The 15466-nt window shown below is 62.1% G+C and carries 13 protein-coding genes and 1 pseudogene; 11 read left to right on the forward strand and 3 right to left on the reverse strand.

What is annotated here, in order from left to right:
• From BMW66_RS15310 to BMW66_RS15325, 4 genes are all read left to right on the forward strand, one after another.
• Nucleotides 1-719 (forward strand): DDE-type integrase/transposase/recombinase (locus BMW66_RS15310; RefSeq protein ID WP_139196191.1); only part of this gene is annotated, 719 nt, incomplete at its 5' end.
• A gap of 91 nt (nucleotides 720-810) precedes the next feature.
• On the forward strand, nucleotides 811-2064 hold the full coding sequence (locus tag BMW66_RS15315) for an ABC transporter substrate-binding protein (protein WP_093119768.1): 1254 nt from the start codon (nucleotides 811-813) through the stop codon (nucleotides 2062-2064).
• A gap of 74 nt (nucleotides 2065-2138) precedes the next feature.
• Nucleotides 2139-2999: an ABC transporter permease gene (locus tag BMW66_RS15320; protein ID WP_093119769.1), complete on the forward strand. Its 861-nt coding sequence runs from the start codon at nucleotides 2139-2141 to the stop codon at nucleotides 2997-2999.
• Entirely contained in the window at nucleotides 2959-4599 is a 1641-nt protein-coding gene (locus tag BMW66_RS15325) for a gamma-glutamyltransferase (protein ID WP_093119770.1), read from the forward strand. Before BMW66_RS15320 ends, BMW66_RS15325 begins: the two co-directional genes overlap by 41 nt.
• Before the next feature lie 260 nt (nucleotides 4600-4859).
• On the opposite strand, the gene BMW66_RS15330 is transcribed toward BMW66_RS15325, so the two are convergent.
• From BMW66_RS15330 to BMW66_RS15340, 3 genes and pseudogenes are all read right to left on the reverse strand, one after another.
• Nucleotides 4860-6644 carry a TRAP transporter permease gene (locus BMW66_RS15330; protein ID WP_093119772.1) on the reverse strand — a complete coding sequence of 595 codons (1785 nt, stop codon included), beginning with the start codon at nucleotides 6642-6644 and terminating at the stop codon, nucleotides 4860-4862.
• Between the two features lie 2 nt (nucleotides 6645-6646).
• The gene (locus BMW66_RS15335; RefSeq protein ID WP_093119773.1) at nucleotides 6647-7606 is read right to left on the reverse strand and encodes a TAXI family TRAP transporter solute-binding subunit; all 960 of its coding nucleotides are present in this window, start codon (nucleotides 7604-7606) and stop codon (nucleotides 6647-6649) included.
• A gap of 81 nt (nucleotides 7607-7687) precedes the next feature.
• A pseudogene (locus tag BMW66_RS15340) lies at nucleotides 7688-7957 on the reverse strand (IS481 family transposase); the annotation flags it as partial.
• Between the two features lie 236 nt (nucleotides 7958-8193).
• Between BMW66_RS15340 and BMW66_RS15345 the strand changes: the two are divergent.
• From BMW66_RS15345 to BMW66_RS15375, 7 genes are all read left to right on the forward strand, one after another.
• Nucleotides 8194-9270, forward strand: a complete 1077-nt coding sequence (locus BMW66_RS15345) for an ABC transporter ATP-binding protein (RefSeq protein ID WP_093119775.1) — start codon at nucleotides 8194-8196, stop codon at nucleotides 9268-9270.
• Nucleotides 9271-9274: 4 nt separating this feature from the next.
• The gene (locus BMW66_RS15350) at nucleotides 9275-10186 is read left to right on the forward strand and encodes an ABC transporter permease (protein ID WP_093119776.1); all 912 of its coding nucleotides are present in this window, start codon (nucleotides 9275-9277) and stop codon (nucleotides 10184-10186) included.
• Nucleotides 10179-10982 (forward strand): ABC transporter permease, encoded by an 804-nt coding sequence (locus BMW66_RS15355; protein ID WP_093119778.1) that lies wholly within the window; start codon nucleotides 10179-10181, stop codon nucleotides 10980-10982. Before BMW66_RS15350 ends, BMW66_RS15355 begins: the two co-directional genes overlap by 8 nt.
• 36 nt (nucleotides 10983-11018) lie before the next feature.
• The gene (locus BMW66_RS15360; protein WP_093119779.1) at nucleotides 11019-12047 is read left to right on the forward strand and encodes an ABC transporter substrate-binding protein; all 1029 of its coding nucleotides are present in this window, start codon (nucleotides 11019-11021) and stop codon (nucleotides 12045-12047) included.
• Nucleotides 12048-12114: 67 nt separating this feature from the next.
• Entirely contained in the window at nucleotides 12115-13782 is a 1668-nt protein-coding gene (locus BMW66_RS15365) for an amidohydrolase (protein WP_093119780.1), read from the forward strand.
• A 73-nt stretch (nucleotides 13783-13855) separates the two neighbouring features.
• Entirely contained in the window at nucleotides 13856-14965 is a 1110-nt protein-coding gene (recF, locus tag BMW66_RS15370; RefSeq protein ID WP_093119781.1) for a DNA replication/repair protein RecF, read from the forward strand.
• Nucleotides 14962-15393: a VOC family protein gene (locus tag BMW66_RS15375; protein WP_093119782.1), complete on the forward strand. Its 432-nt coding sequence runs from the start codon at nucleotides 14962-14964 to the stop codon at nucleotides 15391-15393. Before recF ends, BMW66_RS15375 begins: the two co-directional genes overlap by 4 nt.
• The last annotated feature ends 73 nt before the right edge of the window (nucleotides 15394-15466 follow it).

The raw sequence follows: 15466 nt of genomic DNA on the forward strand, positions 1-15466 counted from the left end.
TTGCAGTAAAATACACTGACGAGAAGAAAAATTTTGTCTCGGAATCATCCGTTTACCGGATCCTGAAGGCGGAAGATCTGGTCACGGCACCGGCGCATATCGTGATGAAGGCGGCGAACGAGTTCAAAGACAGGACCACGCGGCCCAACGAACTCTGGCAGACGGACTTCACCTATCTCAAGGTCCTGGGGTGGGGCTGGTTCTACCTGTCGACCATCCTGGATGATTACAGCCGATACATCATCGCCTGGAAGCTCTGCACGACGATGAAGGCAAAGGATGTGACCGACACGCTCGACCTGGCACTGGACGTCTCGGGCTGCGACAGCGCAACCGTTGTCGCCAAACCAAGACTGCTCAGCGACAACGGCTCATCTTACATCGCGGGCGACCTGGCAGATTATCTCGACGACAAGGGCATGGACCATGTCCGCGGCGCGCCCTACCACCCGCAGACCCAGGGCAAGATCGAGCGATGGCATCAGACCATGAAGAACCGCGTGTTGCTCGAGCACTACTTCCTGCCCGGGGATCTCGAACGCCAGATCAGGGACTTCGTCGAATACTACAACACCCGCCGGTACCACGAGTGCCTGGGCAACCTGACGCCTGCCGACGTCTACTTCGGCAGGGGAGAGAAAATCCTGAAACAGCGAGAGGAGATCAAACGCAAAACCATGCTTACGCGGCGCTTGCGCCACGAAACTGAAACCGCATAATCTAAATCAAGGATGGGCCAGAGCCTCCAATCCGAAAACCGCTCAAGCGTCCCAAATTATCTGACGACGTACAGTCATCCCCTATACGTTCATGCTTGAAGAAGGCGTTCGGTTTCACAACGATCGCGAAATGACGGCCGAAGACGTTAAGTTTAGCCTTGAGCGAATTCTTGAACCCGACACAGGCTCGCGCCGGCGTCAGAACCTCGAGCAGATCGAGAGCATTGAAGTCATCGACAACCACACTGTCGCAATACATCTCTCGACGCCCTTCGCCCCCTTCCTGTCCAATCTCGTTGGCGTATGGGCTGCCATCATTCCTGAAGAAAGCGTCGCCGAGGACGGGACCATCGCTGAGCCGGTCGGAACAGGCCCCTTTGCATTCGGCGACTATGCGATGAACGAAAATCTCACGCTCGAGCGTTTTGACGACTACTGGCGTCCCGATGTTCCGTATCTGGATGAAGTTGTGCTGATGCCGCTCAGCGACGATGCGGCGCGTATGGTTGCACTGCGGACCGGTGCCGTAGATCTGGTCACTTCTGTGCCGGAGCAACTGCTCCCGACCCTGATGGCGAATGAGGACCGAGGATTCGAATTGCTTGTCGCTCCGGGTACCACCTGGCGCATGGCAATCATGAACAACACTCGTCCGCCTTTCGACGATGTGCGCGTGCGCCAGGCTGTCAACCTCGCCGTGGACAGGGAGGAGGTGATGCTTGCGCGGACCTTCGGCTTCGGCACTTTGGAAAACCAGATCTGGGACGAGAAAAGCTTCTGGCGCATGGCGGCAGATGTCCCGCAGCGCGACGTCGAGAAGGCGCGCGACTTGTTGGCGGAAGCGGGTTATCCCGACGGGTTGCCTGTCACAATCGAGGCGCGTTCCACGTATCTCGACGATGCACAGGTCGTGCAGGGGCACCTAAACGAGGCTGGGTTCCAAGCGGAAATCGCGATTTCCGACTGGGCTGTCCTTTCGGACCGGATGCGTTCTGGTGAGTACGACATCGCAATATCAGGCGCCGGTTGGTATGCTGATCCCGACGGACGCTACGGCCGGTTTTACACTCCGGACGGTCCGGCCAACTACTTCGCCGGCGGCTACGAAAATCCGGAGGTTACCGAGCTTCTTCGTCAGGCGCGCGAGCAAGTTGATCCGAAAGCACGCAAGGACATCTACCAAGAAATCTTCGACATCATCCAGGCCGAAGTCCCGCATGTGATGCTTTACTTCGCACCCAACACGATGGCTTGGCGCCCCGAGGTCAAGGGCTTCCGCACGGATCGGCAGGGCGGGCTGTCCAATGCGGACACCGGGCTGGCTTACGTCTGGCTGGACCGTTGATAAACGCGGGCGGGGAGGCAAGGCGGCAGCCCCGCCCGCATCTGGCGCGTTGGGTCAGAGACAAGGATAGCAGCATGTTCCTCAACCCCGAAGCACGGGCGCTCCTACGGAAGTTGCGCCGCAACCGGCTCGCGATGGTCGGAGTGGCGCTGGTAGGGTTCGTCGTTCTGTTCTCGCTTCTGTTACCGCCACTGCTGCCGTTCGATCCCAATCAGATGAACGTGCGCAATGCGCTGCAGTCCCCCGACGCGATCCATTGGCTGGGCACAGATCACTTTGGCCGCGACCTGCTGACGCGGCTTGCGCATGGTGGGGGCATTTCGCTTCAAGTCGGCTTCTACGTGACGCTCCTGTCGCTGGTTGTCGGGGTCGGGTTTGGGGCATTGTCGGGCTTCGTGGGCGGCGCCATTGACGTGGTGATGATGCGCGCGATGGACGCACTGATGGCGTTCCCCGGTCTTTTGCTGGCAATCGCGCTGGTCGCGGCCTTCGGCGGCACGGTGGAAGCCATCGTCATCGCGCTGACGATCGTGGGCGTGCCACGATTCGCGCGTGTGGTCCGGGCCTCGGTCATACAGCGCAAGGAGGCCGACTATGTCTTGGCGGCCACCGCGCTGGGAAAGCGGCCCATGCGGATACTCATGCAAGATGTCCTGCCGAACTGCGCCGGGCCGATCCTGATCCAGACAACGCTGAAATTTCCGGGTGCCATCCTGGGCGAGGCGGGCCTCAGCTTTCTGGGCCTCGGCCTTCCGCCCCCCGCACCCTCCTGGGGCCGGATGCTCCAGGAATCGCGCAGCTTTATGGAGGTGGCGCCGGCGGCGGCGATTCTATCCGGATTGGCGATCTTCGTTACGGTCCTCGGTTTTAATCTTCTCGGAGACGGCCTGCGCGATGTTTTTGATCCGCGCGTGCAGAGCAGTGGTCAGAGCTAGCAAAACAAGGTTTACGATGACATCCGACATGATCAACAATAGCTGCGCGCCTGACAAGGGGATCGTTGCAGCAGGGTCGCCTTTTGCCGCAGCGGCAGGGGCCGAGGTTCTAAAACGCGGCGGAAATGCGGCCGACGCCGCCGTGGCCACCACGTTAGCGCTCGCGGTTGCCGATCCCGCCAACTGCAGCTTCTTCGGGCGCTGCCAGATCCTCTGGCGCGGGCCGGACGGGGAGGTGCACGCGATTGACGGCGCCAGCGCCACGCCCGCCGGCGTTGCTCCGCTGTCGGATCCGGATGATGTCCGCGAAGGGTTCGCCTGCGCGGCCATTCCCGGACTGCCACAGGCGCTGGCCCGGCTGCAGGCGGAGCACGGGCGCCTTACCCTGTCCGACGTGGTCGCCCCTGCCGTGCGTCTGGCCGAGAAAGGCTTTGCCCCGCCGGCACATCTTGGCGCTGTGTGGCGGCAGCGCCTCGGGGAACTTGCCGCCGCCGGGCAAGCGGAAGATTACGTCGCGCGCGGCGCGCAGGGCCCGACGGCGCCCGCACTGTTTCGCCACCCACGCCTGGCGGCGCTGCTTCACGCGTTCGGCGCGCAAGGTCCGTCCGTCATCACCGGCAGTGTCGCGGCGCGGAGGCTTGCGCAAGGCGTGTGCCAGCGTGGCGGCTACTGGAGCGCGGCGGATCTGGCCGACAGCGAAGCGCGCGACGGCGAAGTGATACGAGGCAGGTTCCGCGATTGCGAAGTAATCACCCTGGGGCGGCAGGGCTGGGGGCACAGCCTGATCGAAATGCTGTCGATCCTGGACGCGTTTCCAAGGTTGGGCCGAGTTCTGACTGCTGACGAGGTACGGCTCCTTGTCCTGATCGTACGAACCTGCTTCAACGACCGCCCGCAGCTTCTGGGCTCGCTCGAGCCCAAGCCCGACGGCATCCCGCTGGAAATCCTGATATCGCCCGGGTTCATCGATAGCCGCGTCGCCGCGGTCCGCGCCGAGATGGCGCGCCGGCCGGAGGCCGGGGTGTGGCCCTTCGTGTCGGCCCAGCGGTCGGACGCGCGGGAAGATCAGGACACAACGCATCTTTCGGTGATCGACGGCGATGGCGCCACGGTGGCGATGACTGGCTCGATCGGGCCTCATTTCGGAATGCGCGTGGCTGATCCGATCCACGGCGTCCTAATGGCAAAGAGCTACACGATGGAGACCAAACCGGTGCCCGGCGCACGCGATGTGACCGAAATGTGCCCGACCATTATCACCCGCAACGGTCGCCTGCTCATGTCGCTGGGAGCTGCCGGTAGCGAGCGTATCCCCGGCGCGATCCTTCAGGTCATTGCGAATGTCGTCGATCGCGGACTCTCGCTCAGAGAAGCAGTCAAGTTTGCGCGCGTCAACCTCAAGGACGACGTGCCCCGGCTGGACGTGCATGCGGGTGACGGTGTCATCGCCGGGCTGAAACATCATGGGATCCTTCCGGAGATGAACAGGGGCGGCCACACTAATCACCTCGGTATTGTACAAGTTGCAGGCATTTCCGCGAGCGGGAGGTTTTCCGGTGCTGCGGACAGCAGTTGGGACGGAGCAGCCATCTTCGCGTAGGGATCTCGCAATCAGCCGGTCCAGGGCGAGTCGACTTGGCGCAGCGGGATCAACAATGCGCAGATGCCCGAGGGCGCCCCGACCTGAACCCCATAGAAATGGAGTTTGCCAAGCTGAAGACGCTGATCAGGAAAGCCGCAGCGAGAACATATGATCGACTATGGACCGCCGTAGTCCATGTCTGCGAACTGTTCACCGACAAGGAGTGCTACAACGTCTTCAAGACCATAGGATACAGAACCGATTAAACGCGACACGCTCTAGGTCGGGACCAGAACCAGCAACAACCCGACGGCAAACGCCCCCAGCCGCACCCATGAGCGCCAGCGCCGCACCAGTGCCCAACTGATCAGCGCCAGACCGGCGCCGATCTTGACCGCTGCCAGCACGGCCAATCCCGGCGCGCCGGCAAGGTTCGTCACCGCCGGCGTCGCCACCATGCCCAACGGGATCAGATACAGCCCGACGCCAAGCGTCATCGACGTGAGCGCCACGCGCAGCCAGTTTTCGCCGATCATGCCCGCGGCGATGAAGACTGCGCCGCAGACCGGCGGCGTGATGGTGGAAAGAAGCGCGTACCAGAACACGAACAGATGCGCCTGCAATGGCTCCATCCCCAGTTCGATCAATGCGGGCCCGGCCACCGACACGCAGATCACGTAGGCCGCCGTGGTGGGCACCTCCATCCCCAGAACCAGGCAGGCCAGCGCCGTCAGCAGCAGCGAGGGCCACAGCAACCCACCCGACACCGAAAGGATCAGCGACGTGATCTTGACGCCCAGGCCCGTGATGCCCAGCACGCCGATCACCAGCGACGCGCAGAAGATGATCGACCCAATCAGCGCCACCTGCTGCCCGGCAGTAATCAGCGCCGTCTCGGCCCGCGCGGCCGCGCGTTGCAGGTCCAGCCGCAGGTCGGCCCCGGTCAAAAGCAGGACCGCACCCGCCCCGATGGCAAGGCAGGCGGCGTATTGCGGCGTCACGCCCAGCCCGAACATTCCCCATAGCAGAACCCCGAAGGGGATCAGGAAAAAACCCGAAGTGATGGCGACATCGCGCCGTGCAGGGCGGTCTGCTTCGGCCAGACCGCGCAGGTCGAACCGGCGGGCATAGCCATCTATCCCGACCCAGACCGCCCAGAAATAGAGGAGCGCCGGCAGCGCGGCGGCGGCGATGATTCCGGTATAGGGCACGCCTGTCAGCTCCACCATGACGAAGGCTCCTGCGCCCATCAGCGGCGGCATGATCTGTCCGCCCGAAGAGGCCACGGCCTCCGCCGCGCCGGCGATCCGTTTGGGATACCCCAACTTGATCATCGCCGGCAGCGTGATCGCGCCAGTGGAGGCCACGTTGGCCGAGGCCGATCCGGAAATGGAACCGAACAGCGCCGAGGACAGCACCGCCACCTTGGCGGCGCCGCCGCGCAACCGCCCGGCCGCGGCGGCGGCCACGTTCATGAAACCCTGGCCCGCTTCACCCGCGTTCAGCACCGCGCCGAAGATTACGAAAATCGCCACCACGTTCACCGACACGGCCGTCAGCGTGCCCCACAGCCCGCCCTCGGCGATCACCAGGGTGCCCAGGAAGCTTTCCAACGGGGTGCCCGAATGGCCGAAACGGCCCGGGATATACTGACCGAAAAGGCCGTAGAGCAGCGCCAGTGTCGCGACGAGCGGCAGTGGCCAGCCGATCGCGCGGCGCGCGGCCTCAAGCACGACGCAGATCAGCACGGCGGCGATACCGATCTGAAAATCACCTTCCAGGAAACCGTATTGATCGGACAGCGCCTCATGGCTTCTGGTCACCCACAGGGCCGCCGCACCACCCAAGCCCGCCAGCATCAGCCCGCTGACCCATTGTGCGCCGCTCTGCCGGTAGACCAGCACCCAGGGTAGCACGAAGACCAGATGCAGCGGCCGGCTGATCAGATTCGGCACCAGACCGGAGAACACCAGCCCGAGGTGAAACAAGACAGAGGCCAGCGCGAAGCTGGCCCATAAGCCCCGCGCCAAACCTTGCGGCGCGGGGGTGTCGATGGTTTTCATGTTCACTTCTGCGCGTCGGTCAGGTCAAACCCCGCCTCTTCGTAGTAGCGCACGGCGCCCGGGTGGATCTGACCTGTGATGTTGGACATCAGCCCTTCATCGACGCCAGCCCACCATTTGGCGCCCTCTGCCATGTTGGACTTTTGGTCCCAGTAAGTCTTGGTCAGGCTATAGGCGGTCTCGTCATCCATCTTGGTGGTGGTATAGGCGACCACCGGCAGCGAGGTCGTCACGATATCGGCGTCCTGGCCGGCATAGGTGCCCGCCGGGATCACCAGCTTGGTGCGTCCCGTTTCCTCGATCTGCGCTTCGGTGAGCGACAGCACGTTGACCCCGGTGGAGGCTGCGGCCTCGACCACGTTGGGCGCGGGCCAGGAGCCAGCGGTTACGAAACCGTCGATCTGGCCATTTTTCAGCGCCGGAACGGCGTTGGACAGTTCCACGTCGGCGATCGACACCTCGTCCTTGACGCCGAACAACTCGAGGTATTTTTCACCCTCGCGCGCGCCGAAACTGCCCTTGCCCAGCAGGATCGTCTTGCCCTTCAGGTCCTCGAAACTGGCTGCGCCGCTGTCCGCGCTCATCACGAAATGCATGGTCAGCGACGGGATCGGGAACAGCGCGCGAATACCGTCGAAAGCCGGATCGCCCTTGCCGTCGAACATCGCCTTGCCGTCCTTCGCCAGCTTCACCAGGACCGGCGGGGTGGTAAAGACGTAGTCGCCGCCGCGGGCGCGTACTTCCATGACGTTCTGGACCGAACCCTGACTCTCCTCAACGGTCACGCTGATCTCGCCATCACTGGCATTTTCCATTGCCTCGGCGATCTGCACCGCCATCTGGTAATAGGACGAAGTGGATTTTGCAGATTTGTAAGTCACCCGCGTCTCGGCGGTTGCGGACAGCGCGGATAGCGCGGCCATGGCTGCCGCAGCAGTAAGATAACGAAATTTCAAGGTCATCCCTCCCATTTATCGGACCCCATTGGAACGGCTTTCCTCAAGTGGCTGCCGATTCCGGACAGGCTCGCCCGAATCAACCCTGCGATCAATACCTACGAACAGGCAGAGCTTGCCTTCGGCAGTCTGAGCCTTGGCGATGTCGATATGAAAGAGGCTAATGGGGGAGCGCTTGAACTTCTGGCGCTTCCGCGTGTCACCTTCCACGTCAGGCCGCCGAGAGATGCCGTGACGTTGCGGGCCGCGATGCAGTGCCGAACGCGTCAGATCCGGGATGGATGGCTGCAGAGCATAGAGACAATCGTCCAGCGGCAACAATGTGTCCCCTCGGAATGCGACGACGGTCGCCTCCTCTACTTCGGTCGGGCCCTTATGCACCTGCGGTGAACGTCAGCTCTTTCGCGCGGCACCGCGGCATGAAAACTCGGCGGATCGTGTCAAACTGTTGAGTTTGTAAATTCGGGAACGTCGCTTCAGAAATAGGCGAGTTCCGTTGGTGGTGTGACAGAATGGCAATCGAGTCTTGACAATTCGGGGGCGCCTGTTTTTGATCAAATTATCCCGAAGTTTCGCGGATTGGGGACGAGTTCATGATCGAAATCGAAGGCGTGACCAAGATTTTCGGCGTTGGAGCCGAAGCCTTTACGGCACTGGACGATGTTTCGGTCACGATCGATGCGAATGAATTCTTTACACTTCTGGGCCCCTCGGGCTGCGGCAAGACCACCTTGTTGCGCGTGATTGCCGGGTTCATCGATCCCACGCGTGGCCGGGTCACGCTGGACGGGAACAACCTGTTGAACCAGCCCCCGTATGCCCGTCCGGTGAATACCGTTTTCCAATCCTACGCGCTGTTTCCGCACATGACCGTTGCGCAGAACATCGCCTTTGGCCTGGAGATGCTGGGCAAGCCCGGATCCGAGGTCACATCCACCGTTGACGAGATGTTGGCGCTTGTGCGCATGACCGAAATGGCAGATCGCAAGACCAGCCAGATTTCCGGCGGTCAGCAGCAGCGCGTTGCACTGGCCCGGGCACTGGCCCCGCGGCCGAAGGTCTTGTTGCTCGACGAGCCGCTTTCGGCGCTCGACTTCAAACTGCGCAAGGACATGCAGCTTGAACTCAAACGCTTGCAATCTGAAACCGGAATTACCTTCATATTCGTCACGCACGATCAGGATGAAGCTCTGACCATGTCGAACCGGATCGCCGTCATGAACGAGGGGCGCATCCGCCAGATCGGTGGCCCGCGCGACATCTACGATCACCCGGCCGAACGTTTCGTTGCCGATTTCATCGGCGATACCAACTTCCTCGACGTGGAATTGTTGAAGGTCGAGGGTGAGCAGGCGCATATCCGCCTTCCCTCGGGCTCCGAGGTTGTGGCCCGCGCGGCGCAGGGCGGGGGCAGGACAGGCGGCGAGGTGACGGTGGCCATCCGCCCCGAACACGCAAGAATGGATGAGGCCGAGGGCGCGCTTTTTCAGGGGGCGTTGTCGAATGTCGTGTATGTTGGCACCGACACCCATTATCACATTGATCTGGACAGCGGCGGCCAGTTCATCGTGCGCCAGCAGAATCAACCGGATCAGCGTCATGAAAGACAGGTGGGCGAACGGGTCGGCGTGAATTTCGGCGCAGGTATCGGCCAGATCCTGAAGGATTGATGCAATGACCGATCTTTCCGCCGCCCGCAACCGTCGAGATCGCAACACGCGCTGGTTGCTCCTGACGCCCGCCATGCTCGTTTTGCTGTTTGCGGCCAGCGGTCCGCTGCTGATCGTGTTGGTCTACTCGTTCCTCACGCCGGGTGACTATGGCGGGGTGGAATGGCAGTTTTCCCTGCAAGCCTGGACCAATGTCCTGGCGGAACGGGACATCTTCACAGACGAATGGCAGCTTGCGGACGCGCATCTGACGGTGCTTTGGCGATCAATCAAGCTGTCGTTCATGACGGCGGTTCTGGCCTTCATATTCGGCTTTCCGACCGCCTATTTCATTGCGACGCGCCCGCCGAGGCAGCGCGATATCTACATGCTGCTGATCATGATTCCGTTCTGGACGAACCTGCTGATCCGCACCTTCGCGATCATGGAGTTGATCCGCAATCAGGGCACGGTGAACACGCTTTTGATTGCCATGGGTGTGATTGATGAGCCGATCCAGATGCTGTTCACGGAATTTTCGCTGCTTCTGGGCATGACATACGTTTATCTGCCCCTGATGATCCTGCCGATCTACGCGTCGATGGAGCGTTTCGATTTCAGCCTCGTGGAAGCGGGGTATGATCTCTATGCGACGCGGCTTCAGGTTTTGCGAAAGATCATCTTTCCGCTGGTCAAGCCTGGCGTCGTGGCCGGGTCGATCCTGGTATTCGTGCCCTGTCTGGGGGCCTATGTCACGCCGCGCGTTCTGGGGGGCGGAAAGCAATTGATGCTTGGCAATCTGATCGAATTGCAGTTCGGCCAGTTGCGCAACTGGCCGCTGGGGGCGGCCTTGTCGCTGACACTTCTAGTGATTGTCATGATAGCGCTGCTGTTTTACGTGCGCGCAGTGGGCCGCGAGGGCGAAACCAATGTCTAAAGGTGGGTTCGACGTTCGCCGGCAAACCGGCTTCACCACCGTCGCAGTGTTCTGCTTCGTCGTTCTCTATCTCCCGATCATCCTGCTTGTTCTGTACTCGTTCAACGCCGGTGAATCGATCGCGATCTGGGAGGGGTTTTCCTGGCGGTGGTATGTGTCGGCGTGGGAGAACGAGCGCGTTCAGGCGGCGACCGTCCGCTCCGTGGTCGTGGCTTTGTCAGCGTCCCTGATTGCCACGTCGTCCGCCGTTCTGGCCGCCCTCGCCACGACGCGCACACGTCCCTGGCGGGGTCAGACCCTGGCATTCGCATTGATCAATCAGCCCCTCATGGTGCCTGAGATCGTGACGGCCGTGGCGTTGCTCATCTTTTTCGCGCTTGTGAAGGTCTGGACCGGGTACACCGGGCTTGCGTATCTGATCATTGCGCATTCGGCATTTTGTCTACCCTTTGCCTACATGCCGATCCGGGCGCGCCTGCAAGGCATGGACCTGAGCCTCGAGCAGGCGGGGGCGGATCTCTATGGCACACCGTTCAAGGTGTTCCGCCGCATAACCCTGCCGCAGCTCTGGCCGGGGATACTGGCCGGGGCGATGCTGGCCTTCGTTATTTCGCTCGACGACGTCGTGATCACCGAGTTCGTGAAATCCGCCGGTCAGGATACCCTGCCCACCTACATGCTGGGGCAATTGCGCCGTGTCATCACACCGGAGATCAACGCGATTTCCAGCGCGCTTCTGGCCATTTCTGTTATGCTCGTCATCGGGTTCTTTTTTCTCAGCCGGACGCCAAAATGATCCGGCCTTCAACCACCCCAACAGGAGGATAAGATAATGAAATACATCGTTGGAACCGCAACAGCTCTGGCGCTGACCGCGTCAGGGCCGGCTTGGGCCGAGGGCGAACTGAACATCTTCAACTGGGGCAACTACACAAGCCCCGAGATGATCGAGAAGTTCGAACAGGAACACGACGTCGATGTCACCATCACCGACTATGACAGCAATGACACCGCGCTGGCCAAGATCAAGGCGGGCGGCCACGGCTTCGATATCGTCGTGCCGTCAGGGACATATGTTCCGATCTTCGTGGGGGAGGGGCTCTTGATGAAGTCCAACCCCAACGAGATGGAGAATTTCGGGAACATGGACCCGCGTTGGGTCGATGTGGAGTTTGATCCGGGGCGTGAGTATACGGTTCCCTGGCAATGGGGCACCGTTGGCATCACCGTCGATACAGCCGTTTACGATGGTGACATCAACACCGCCGCGCTCATCTACGATCCGCCCGAAGAACTGAAGGGCAAGATCAATGTCGTGCCCGAGATGAACGATGTGATGGGGATGGCCATCCAGTACATGGGCGGTGAACAATGTACCGGCGACAAGGAGGTTCTCGAAAAGGTCCGCGACAAGATGGTCGAGGCCAAGGAGCATTGGCTGTCGATGGCCTATGGCAATATCGAGAAGTTTGCCAAGGGCGATCTGGCCGCCGGCGTGAACTGGAATGGCGCCTCGCTCCGTTCGCGTTTGCAAAATCCCGATATCGCCTTCGGCTATCCGCAGGAAGGTTTTCCGATCTGGATGGACAACGCCGCCATCCTTGCCGACGCGCAGAATGTCGAGAATGCCAAACTGTTCCTGAACTTCATCATGGATCCCGAAAACGCGGCGATGCTGTCCAACTTCGCCCGCTATGCAAATGGCATCAAAGGGTCGGAGCAATACATGGATGAGGTGATGGCCACTGCCCCCGAGGTCGTGATTCCCGAGGAGCTTATGGATGCCGGCTACTTGGCAAAGACATGCCCGCCCGAGGTCCAGAGCATCTACAGCGCGATCTGGACCGAAGTGAAGAAGTAAACCAACCTGTGCGGCGCGGCTCGGTGACAAACCGGCCGCGCCGCATTTTTTATTGGCGGAGACTGTCATGAAGACCCCCCCAGATATCGTCATCCTGAACGGAAATCTGATCACATTCGACGATGCCAACCCGCGGACAGAGGCGCTTGCCGTATCCGCGGGGACGATCACGGCAATCGGCACCACCGCCGAGATTCGCCCCATGGCCGGAGACGCAACGCGCATCGTCGATGCGGCCGGGGCCACTGTCCTGCCCGGCTTCATCGACAGTCACGTCCACCTGTTCGGAGGATCGGTCGAACTGGGATACCTCGATCTCTATGGGGTTCTGGGCGAAGACAGGTTGACCGAAGCCGTGCGCGACTGGGCCGCCAAGTGCCCCGATGACAAGGTGGTCTTCGCCGTTCAGGCCGATTACGCGATCCTTGGGTCTGGCCATGGCACAACCCGCCACGATCTCGATCGTGTCCTGCCCGACCGGCCTTTCGCGATGTTCGCGCCGGATCATCACACGATCTGGGCCAATACCCGCGCGTTGGAGGCGGCCGGAATCCTGCACGGGGCCGAAGTCGACGCCGGCGCGCAAATCGTCATGGGGGAGGACGGCAAAGCCACAGGCGAGTTGCAGGAGCCCTCCGCCTATGCCCCGGTCCTGCGCCTGACGCGGCATGCCGGTCGTGACATGATGGGGCTGATCACCGGCAACAACCCCGAGCCGCCCGCAACGGCCGCCGAACGCGCGCTCGACAAGGCCGCGATCAAGCGCGGCATGAAGCATTGCGCCAGCCACGGCATAACAACCCTGCACAATATGGACGGCAATTTTTACCAGCTTGAACTCCTGTCTGAACTGGAGGCGGAGGGAGAGCTTCTTTGCCGGACCGAGGTGCCGTTTCACTACAAGAATTTCGACCCGCTCGACCGCTTCGCGGAAGCCGAGGAGATGCGCCGCCGTTTCAATGGTGACATGGTCTGGTGCAACCGGGTCAAGATGTTCATGGACGGTGTCACCGAAAGCCGTACCGCCCTGATGCTGGAGCCGTATCCCGGCACCGATCACACGGGCGACGCGGTGTTCGAGGCCGACCAGTTCAATGAGGCGTGCAAGCGGGCGGACGCGATGGGCCTTCAGATCGCGGTTCATGCGATCGGCGATCTGGCGATCCGGCGCACGCTGGATGGCTATGAGGCCGCCCGGCGCGCCAACGGAGTGCGCGACAGTCGGCACCGCATCGAACATATCGAGGTTCTGCATCCCGATGATCTGCCTCGGTTTGCCGAACTGGATGTGGTGGCCTCCATGCAGCCGGGGCATGCCCCGTTTGGCGGCATCTTCCCGATGGCCGGAATGGACGAGGTTCTGCACGAGCGGCAGATTCCAATGGCCTTTGCATGGTCCGACATCCGCAAGGTCGCGCCGAAACTGGTATTCTCCACCGACTGGCCCGTGATCGGGGTTGAAGTCATGCCAAGCGTGAAGGCGGCCGTCGCACCGATCAAGCTGCCCGCGCCATGGCGTGATCAGCGGCAAAGCCTGATGGACACCCTGCGCAGCTATACTGCCGACAATGCCTGGGTCGAGTTTAACGAGGATCGCAAGGGACGGCTGAAACCGGGGCTGATGGCCGACATCGTGGTCATGTCGCATGATCTGGAGGCAATGGCACCGGAGGAACTGGATAAGTCGCGTGCCGCCGTCACCATCTGCGGCGGCCGCGTGACCTGGGAGGGCTGAGACCCGATGCCCCCGTCCGCGCGGGGGCTTATTCCGACTGGCATGGGCGTCTCTGTCGGGATAGATCCTGAGTATGTCCCTGTGCCTGACGCACCTCACGCTATCTTACTTCCGCTCGCACAGGCGTAGCGTGATCGCCTGCGACGGGCGGCCCGTGGCGATTCATGGTCCCAACGGCGCGGGCAAGACCAATATCCTCGAAGCGGTCTCCCTGTTTTCGCCGGGTCGGGGTCTGCGCCGGGCAGGGGCGGCGGACATGGCGCGGCGGCCCGAGGCGTTGGGATGGAAGCTGACCGGCGCACTCCGTTCTTTCGGTCAGCACCACGAGATCGAAATCTGGTCGGAACAGGGCGCGACGCGGCAGTTGCGCATCGACGGCAAGACCGCACCGCAGACCGCCCTAGGCCGCGTGGCGCGGCTGCTGTGGCTGATTCCGTCGATGGACCGGCTCTGGATCGAGGGGGCAGAGGGGCGGCGGCGCTTTCTCGACCGCATGGCGCTGTCGTTCTTTCCCGGCCACGCCGATGCGGCCCTCGCGTATGAAAAGGCGATGCGCGACCGCAACCGCCTTCTGAAGGATCAGACCCGCGATGCCGGCTGGTATCAGGCGCTGGAGGCACAGATGGCCACCGCCGGGGCCACGCTGCACGCCAACCGGCGCGCCACGATCGACTGGCTGATCGCGGCGCAGGCCGGGGCCGCGACCGCCTTTCCCGTGGCCGATCTCGCGCTGGTGCAGACAGAAGGGCCGATGCCCGAGGATGAGGACGCGCTGCGTTCAGCGTTGGCAGGCAGCCGCGCGCGCGATCTGCTCGCGGGCCGAAGCCTTGTCGGTCCGCACCGCAGCGATCTGGCGGCGAGCTATGCCGCCAAGGGGGTGGCGGCGGCCGATTGTTCCACCGGGGAACAGAAAGCCCTTCTGATCTCCCTGATCCTGGCCAATGCCCGCGCCCTTTCGGCACAGATCGGCGCGCCGCCGCTGCTGCTGCTCGACGAGGTGGCGGCGCATCTCGATGCGGCCCGCCGCGCCGCCCTTTTCGACGAGATCTGCGCGCTCGGGGCGCAGGCGTGGATGACCGGCACCGGGGCAGAGCTCTTCGACGATCTCGGCGACCGCGCACAGCATATCGAAGTGACCGAAACCGATGGTATCAGCCACGTCCGGCAGAAGGATCAGACATGACCCCACAACGCGTTACTCTCATCACCCTTGGTGTCACCGATCTTGAGCGCTCCAAGAGGTTTTACGCCGCCCTCGGATGGACGCCGGCAGAGGCGCTTGACAACGTCGCGTTCTACCAGATGAACGGGCTGGTTCTGGGCCTTTTCGGCAAGGCCGATCTGGCCGCCGATCAGGGGCGGCCGGACGCGGCGCTTGGCACTGGCGCCATGACACTGGCGCAGAATTTCCCGACCGAGGCAGAGGTCGACGACGCCTTCGAAGCCGCGCTTGCCGCCGGGGCCGGCGCACTCAAACCGCCGGAAAAGGTGTTCTGGGGCGGCTATTCGGGCTACTACACCGATCCTGACGGACACGTATGGGAAGTGGCGATGAATCCATTCTGGCCTCTTGCCCCCGATGGCAGTCTCACCCTGACCGGAGCGGCGTGACTCTCTCGACGCTGGTATCCGCACCGACGTAATACCGACGTTATACCGACGTGATACAGCCCCCCGATTCCGC

This window comes from Salinihabitans flavidus (genome assembly GCF_900110425.1).
In the GTDB taxonomy this organism is placed as follows: domain Bacteria; phylum Pseudomonadota; class Alphaproteobacteria; order Rhodobacterales; family Rhodobacteraceae; genus Salinihabitans; species Salinihabitans flavidus.